Genomic DNA, 6,082 nt, shown 5'->3' with positions numbered 1-6,082 from the left:
TGGCTTCCATCACCATCCTGCTCAAACGAATTTGAGATAGGTTCTAGAATGCACGCATCAAGACTAAGGAATCCGTGATGGCCTTGCGTGACTATCTGGGCGAGCAAATTCTGGGGGTACTGGCCTCTTACCAGGCCACGGGGATCGTGCACCACATCTGCGTGGTCTATCCCCGCCGCAACAACCTGCTGCAACTCTTCATTCCCAAGGGCCACGCGCTTGCAGAAGGCTCGCTGGTCACGTTGCACCTGGACAACCGAACGGGGGTGGACGAACTGGACGCCGAATTGCGCGTCTACCGGACGTCCTACAAGGGGCGTGTGCAGGCGGTGGACGAGAACTGGGCCACGGTGGCGCCGGTCGAGTTCAGCCTGATCCACGGGGCCCGCGTGGTCGAGTCGCAACGCGAGCCCGGCTATGAATTCCCCGCCGACCCTCGTCCCTCACGCGCACTGGTGGCATCACCACTGGCCCGCATCCCGGTGCCCGAGGACAAGGACCATCACAACAAAATCGGCGTGCTGACCACGCTGACGCCCGCGCAGCCGCACACCACCGTGATGGCCTTTCTGTCCTCGGAAGACGACGATGTGTTCATCATCACGCGGCCCGGCACTTTCAAGTCCCAGGTGCTTAAGCGTGAGCCGCGCTGTTTCTTCACCATCGACGAACGCGCCAAGTTCACCTTCGACCAGTCCATCCACTGGAACTACACCATTCTCGAAATGCAGGCCTATATCGTGCCGCGCACGGCGCCCGAGTACGAACCGCTGCGCGCTCAGTTCATCCTGAAGAACCCCTGGGAAGCGGCTTTCTTCCTGGAGACCGACATCGAGATGTTCCACCTGCGGCATCAGGCGGTGGTCTGCGTGGGCGAGGCGCGTTGAGCGCTTGACAAATGGGTGGGCCACATGGCGCGACGGTTTCGCGACGGCCCCCCACGACGCCCGTGCGGGTTTCGTGGCGTTCACGCCGTTCGAAGAGCCTCCATCACTCCCACGGCAGCCAGGAACAGTTCTGGCGCCAGCGTGGTGTCAGGAGAGTTGAGCAGGGCAGGCAGGCCGTTCATGCTGGCGGCCGCCAGGCCCCGGGACCCAGTGGGTGCAGCCTCGCCGCCGTCATCTTGAAGCTGCGGCGTGCCCGCCCGCACTTGGTAGCGCAGCAAGCGCAGGCCAGCCTGAGCCAGAGCCGCGCTGACCGCGGGACGCAGCTGCAGCAGGGCCGCCACGGCATCCGGCTGATCGGCATGCAGGTCCAGGGTAACGTGTTGCTCATCCACCCGCACATCCACCCAAAGCAGTCCATGCATGGGGTGCAGAAAACACAGGCGCAGCATGCGTGCGCGGTTCGCAGCGCGGGGAGGCGGCTGACCGCCCTGCGTGTCATCGTCCCGAGGCAGTACCCAGAACGTCAGGGGCAAAGCGTTGTTCCAGGCATAGGCATGGAACATCCAGAACTGCGGCAACAAGGAGGCTGGGTGGGGTTGTGAGGGCGTCGCGCCCAGCGAGGGGGCGTTGAAGGCCACATCCTGCCGCGCTTCATCCGTGGCCATTGCCTGCAGCAGGGCCAGTGACAGGGCCGTGGCACCCGCATCGCCGGGCAGGGTGCTGGGGCGCACAGGACTCGCGGGCGTGTAGGCCAGGCTCGGAGCCTGCCGCAGACGCGCCAGCACCAGTTCGCGCCAGGCCTGCGCCAACACCAGAACGTCACTCACGCCGCCCTGACCTTGGAAAAAGCGTTGGGCCAACAGCTGGGCCAAGTCGGGCGCGGCGGAAGAAGCCCCTGCGTCCCCATCTGGCGTCGAGGCCTGCGCTTGCGCGAAAGCGAGGTGGGCGGCGGTTTCGGCGGAGGACGCCGATGTTGGCGACGGCGTCACAGAGAGCAAGGTACCTCCGCCCTGCAAGGCCGATTGGAATGGGGTCTGTGATGAGGACTGGGAGGGGCCGCCAGGCAGTTGAACCAGCAGGGTCTGGCCAACCATGAGGTTCATGCCCGATGTGATCGCGGCACCCAGTTGGAACAGCCGACCGTCCGCGCTGCGCGCGTGGAACACTTGGTTCGGGCCGATGCCATCGCGACTCTCGATGCGCAACGTCAGAACATCTCCTGCGCGGCTGCCCGCGTTGCCCCCCGTCATGCCGCTGTTGGCGCGCGGCACGGGCAGTGCAGCGCCGCCGGTGGAAATACGGTCAGTGGTCATGGGGGTAGGGATGAGGGGCGGTGAACACGAGTCGACGAAAAGACAGGTCGAAAGACAGGTCGCGGCGTGCTCGCGCTCAGCCTGTCCAGTGTTCCTGCCGGTGGATGACGTACGGTGGCGGCGCATAGTCACCAGCCAACTGCGCAACTTGGCCCTGGAGACCCCTGCGTTCGCCGCGCTGATCGTCGGCCTGGGCCTGGACCGCCGCGGCATAAGCGGCCACGACTTGTTCCGCCACCCCCAACACCTGGGACTCGTGGACCGGCGTGTTCGCCTTGCCGCGAATCTGCACCATGCGCCACACCCCATCGTGCCCGCGCTGCACCTCCAAGGTCGCGACACGCCGGCCCTGCGCGCTGCCCTGACGCAGCGAAAACACGCGCGTGCCTCCGCTGGCGCAAGCGTTGGCGTAGCTGCCAATGCAATGGCGCTGCTCCAGGCCTTCCTCGGCCAGCAGGTAACCGCAGTCCAGCTCCACCGCCACGTAGGCACCGCTCTGGTAGCGAGGCAGAAGGGAAGGCCAGCGCAGGTCCTTGGCGGGATCGACTTCGATCAGCAGCGCTCGGTGCCAAGCGTCCGAGCGGCGGCACAAGGACGCCCAGGTCGCGCCCTTGAGCACCGCCGTGTGCGCATAGACGAAATCCGAGACGTCCTGCGCCTCATGAGCCAGGTTGGCTTCCTGTTCGAGCGACAGCCGAGCGCGCACCAGGGCGCGCAGAAAGATGCGCGCGTTCTCCTCGCGCATGGCCTCGGGGCGGCCGCGCGTGCGGTCCAGGATGCGCTCCACCCCGCGCAAGGCGGGCTGGCAGCGGGCGAGGGTCAGCGGCTCGTGCTGCAGACTGCCCGCCAGCAGGTTGATGAAGTGCGTGAAGCCGCGCAAGATGCGGGCCGAGGGCGGAAAGAACTGCAGGATGGCGCGCAGCACCGCGTTGTCTTGCTTGATCAGGAAGCGCCAGCCTTGCACGCTCATGCCGCCTTCCAGGAAACAGGTTCGCAATGCATCAAAGAAGGCCGGGCCGTCTTCCGGACGCAGGTCCAGGTTGAGGCCCGTGTGCGGGTTCAGGCCCAAGGCCAGCAGCGGCAGGCCGCCGGTTTCCACCCCGACGCCGACCCCAGCTTCGGTTCGGGCTTCGGTGGCGAACGGTAGGCTGGGCAAATGCGCCGCAACCCGAGCCATCTGACCCAAACTGGCGCCGGGGCCGTGGATCGCCAGGGTCAGCGCAAGCGCTTCGGGGGCCAGGGTTTCGCGCAACCAAGCCCCACAGTGCGGGTCGTCCAGCCGCAGTTCGCTGACCTGCCGCACGGTCGCGCGCAGGCCCGCGCGTTCCAGCAGCAATCGTGCGTGACCCGCCGCGAGATGCAGGCGGGCCAGCCAGGCTTCCTCACTCGCGGCCGCGGACGTTGCGCCCAAGGCGGGAAAGGGGGGCGACTGATGGCTGCGTGCTGGTTCACGCAAGGGCAGCAAGGGATCGATGCCGTCGGAATAGAAGTTCTGGTTCAGCAGGCCCTGCAGGGCCGACACATCCGTGGCCGTGAGCTTGCGCGCATGGGCCAAGGGCAGGTTGCAGCAGGGCGCGGCCACTTCGGTGCCCATATCGCGCCAGGAAAATCGCGCATGGCGGTTGATGAAAATCTGCAGTTCACCCGCCCCCCGATCTGCATCAAGGTCGAGCAGAAACCCCCAGGGCACATCGGCGCAGGCGTCGATGCTGGCGGCGGGCATGTAGGGGAAACCGGCATGCCAGCCTTCGAGTTCGGGAAAGGCCGAGAAGGCTTCGGCCCAGGTCGGTGGCTGGCAGCTCTCGCCCAAATGGTCTTCGAAGAAGGCCAGCAAGATGGCGCGCTCTTTCTCTTCAAGCCCCGTGGTGTAGCGCCCCTGGGTCACGTCCACGGTTTTGAGGATGCCGGCGTAGGCGTGCAGGCGTGCGTCGCTGACGCTGCGTAACCAGGCCAGCAAGCTCGTCAGCACACTCTCGCAACCGCGCTCACCATGCAGGCGCAGCAGCTTTTTCTCGCCACCCACCCGAAAGCCGACCAATGCGCCACTCATGCGCTACATTCTGCCCGCATGTACCTGCCGCCGCAATTCAGATCCGAGGACCGGTCGCTCGCGCTGGCGCTGATGCGCGAGCACCCCTTCGCCAGCCTCATCAGCAACGACGACGAGGGCTTGCCGTACGTGACCCACTTGCCCCTGCACGTGCCTTCCCACGCCCAGGCCGAAGGGGAAGAACTGAGCCTGCTGGGCCATGTGGCCAAGCCCAATCCGCACTGGCGCTACTTGCAGGCCCGGCCCCGCGCGCTGGTCACCTTTCTGGGTCCGCATGCTTACATGTCACCCCAGGTCTACCCGGACGAGCAACGGGTACCGACCTGGAACTATGTGGCCGTGCATTGCACGGTGGAGGCCCGGCTGATCGAAGACGCCGAGGCCAAGGACGCCTTGCTGAAGCAACTGATCGGCGACCATGAGCCGCCCTACGCGGACCGCTGGCGTGCCCTGGACCCAGAGTTCCAGCGCAAGATGCTCAACGGGATCGTGGCCTTCGAGCTGCGCGTGACCACGCTGCAGTGCAAGCTCAAAATCAACCAGCACCGACCCGAGGCGCACGCCGCCATGCGCGCGGCTTACGCGGCGGGCCGTCCGGGCGAACAAGGTCTCGTGGCTTGGATGGACCGGCTGGGATTGCACGGGCCGGCATGAACACCGACCTCGAATACATGCGCATGGCCCTGGACCAGGCTTATCGGGCCGCGCAAGCGGGGGAGGTGCCGGTGGGCGCGGTGCTGGTACACCAGGACCCGCACGGCGGTGCTGATCGCGTGCTAGCCACCGCACACAACACGCCCATCGCTGACCACGATCCGACCGCCCATGCCGAAATGCAGGCCCTGCGGGCTGCCGGTTCGGTCCTCGGCAATTACCGACTCGACGACTGCACGCTGTATGTGACGCTGGAGCCTTGTCCGATGTGCGCCGGTGCAATGCTCCACGCGCGACTCAAGCGCGTGGTGTATGGCGCAGCCGATCCCAAGACCGGGGCAGCGGGTTCAGTGCTCGATCTTTTCGCACACCGGCAGCTCAACCACCAGACCCAGGTGCAGGGCAGCGTACTGGCCGAGGAGTGCGGCGCGCTGCTGCAGAACTTCTTCCAACAACGCCGCCAGCAGGCACGGCAAGCCGCTCAACAGGACCCCACGCGTTTTCCACTTCGAGAAGACGCGCTGCGCACGCCCGAGCATCGTTTCGTGGACCTGCCGGATTTTCCTTGGACGCCGCGTTACGTGAACGATCTGCCCTCCCTGGATGGCCTGCGCCTTCATTACCTGGACGAAGGGAGTCGCGAAGAGGCGGCGCTGGATGCCATCCCATCGCAAGCGCCCGACACCCAACGCCTGACCTGGCTCTGCCTGCACGGGCAAGGCGACTGGTGTTATCGCCATCACGCGCGCATCCCGCAGCTATTGTCACTAGGCCACCGCGTCGTCGCGTTGGACCTCATCGGTTTCGGCAGGAGCGACAAACCCAAGAAACAAGATGCGCACAGCATGGACTGGCATCTGCGGGTGTTGCAAGAGTTCGTCGAACGGCTGGACCTTCGGCGCGTGGCTTTGTTGCTGCCTGGCGAGAGCCAAGACCCGATCGCCGAACTCGGGCGACGCTGGGCTCGGGCCGAGCCACAACGGCACTTGCACACCCACTACGCGGTCGCACCGATCATGCAGGGCGAGCCTCTTGAGCAGTCGAGGGCCTGGAACGCGCCGTTTCCCGACGCCGGGCACCGAGCCGCGCTGCGCGCCTTCGCGGCGTTCACCTGGCTGGATTGATCGACGGCAGCCGTCTTGATGGCCGCCGTGCGATGAACAGGCCGCGCTCAAGTC

5 protein-coding genes are annotated in these 6,082 nt (G+C 66.0%); 3 read left to right on the top strand and 2 right to left on the bottom strand.

Annotated features, from left to right (window positions below):
- Positions 1–77: 77 nt before the first annotated feature.
- Positions 78–887, top strand: coding sequence for a hypothetical protein (locus HGR_RS00680; protein WP_006296109.1), 810 nt, complete (start codon positions 78–80; stop codon positions 885–887).
- Between the two features lie 80 nt (positions 888–967).
- On the opposite strand, the gene fliK is transcribed toward HGR_RS00680, so the two are convergent.
- Positions 968–2,200: a flagellar hook-length control protein FliK gene (gene fliK / locus HGR_RS00675; protein ID WP_006296108.1), complete on the bottom strand. Its 1,233-nt coding sequence runs from the start codon at positions 2,198–2,200 to the stop codon at positions 968–970.
- A gap of 76 nt (positions 2,201–2,276) precedes the next feature.
- Positions 2,277–4,250, bottom strand: a complete 1,974-nt coding sequence (locus HGR_RS00670; protein ID WP_081463398.1) for a PcfJ domain-containing protein — start codon at positions 4,248–4,250, stop codon at positions 2,277–2,279.
- 18 nt (positions 4,251–4,268) lie between these two features.
- Here HGR_RS00670 and HGR_RS00665 point away from each other — a divergent pair, with 18 nt between their 5' ends.
- Positions 4,269–4,904 carry an FMN-binding negative transcriptional regulator gene (locus HGR_RS00665; RefSeq protein WP_006296106.1) on the top strand — a complete coding sequence of 212 codons (636 nt, stop codon included), beginning with the start codon at positions 4,269–4,271 and terminating at the stop codon, positions 4,902–4,904.
- Between the two features lie 17 nt (positions 4,905–4,921).
- Positions 4,922–6,028: a tRNA adenosine(34) deaminase TadA gene (gene tadA, locus HGR_RS17925; protein WP_406564748.1), complete on the top strand. Its 1,107-nt coding sequence runs from the start codon at positions 4,922–4,924 to the stop codon at positions 6,026–6,028.
- Positions 6,029–6,082 lie beyond the last annotated feature (54 nt).

Source organism: Hylemonella gracilis ATCC 19624 (genome assembly GCF_000211835.1).
In the GTDB taxonomy this organism is placed as follows: Bacteria; Pseudomonadota; Gammaproteobacteria; order Burkholderiales; family Burkholderiaceae_C; genus Hylemonella; species Hylemonella gracilis.
This window is presented reverse-complemented; position numbering and strand designations above follow the sequence as displayed.

Excerpts from the sequence above, each read along its gene's own strand:
- HGR_RS00670 (WP_081463398.1), bottom strand. The coding sequence starts at position 4,250 with ATGAGTGGCGCATTGGTCGGCTTTCGGGTGGGTGGCGAGAAAAAGCTG.
- tadA (WP_406564748.1), top strand. The coding sequence starts at position 4,922 with ATGCGCATGGCCCTGGACCAGGCTTATCGGGCCGCGCAAGCGGGGGAG.
- fliK (WP_006296108.1), bottom strand. The coding sequence starts at position 2,200 with ATGACCACTGACCGTATTTCCACCGGCGGCGCTGCACTGCCCGTGCCG.
- HGR_RS00680 (WP_006296109.1), top strand. The coding sequence starts at position 78 with ATGGCCTTGCGTGACTATCTGGGCGAGCAAATTCTGGGGGTACTGGCC.
- HGR_RS00665 (WP_006296106.1), top strand. The coding sequence starts at position 4,269 with ATGTACCTGCCGCCGCAATTCAGATCCGAGGACCGGTCGCTCGCGCTG.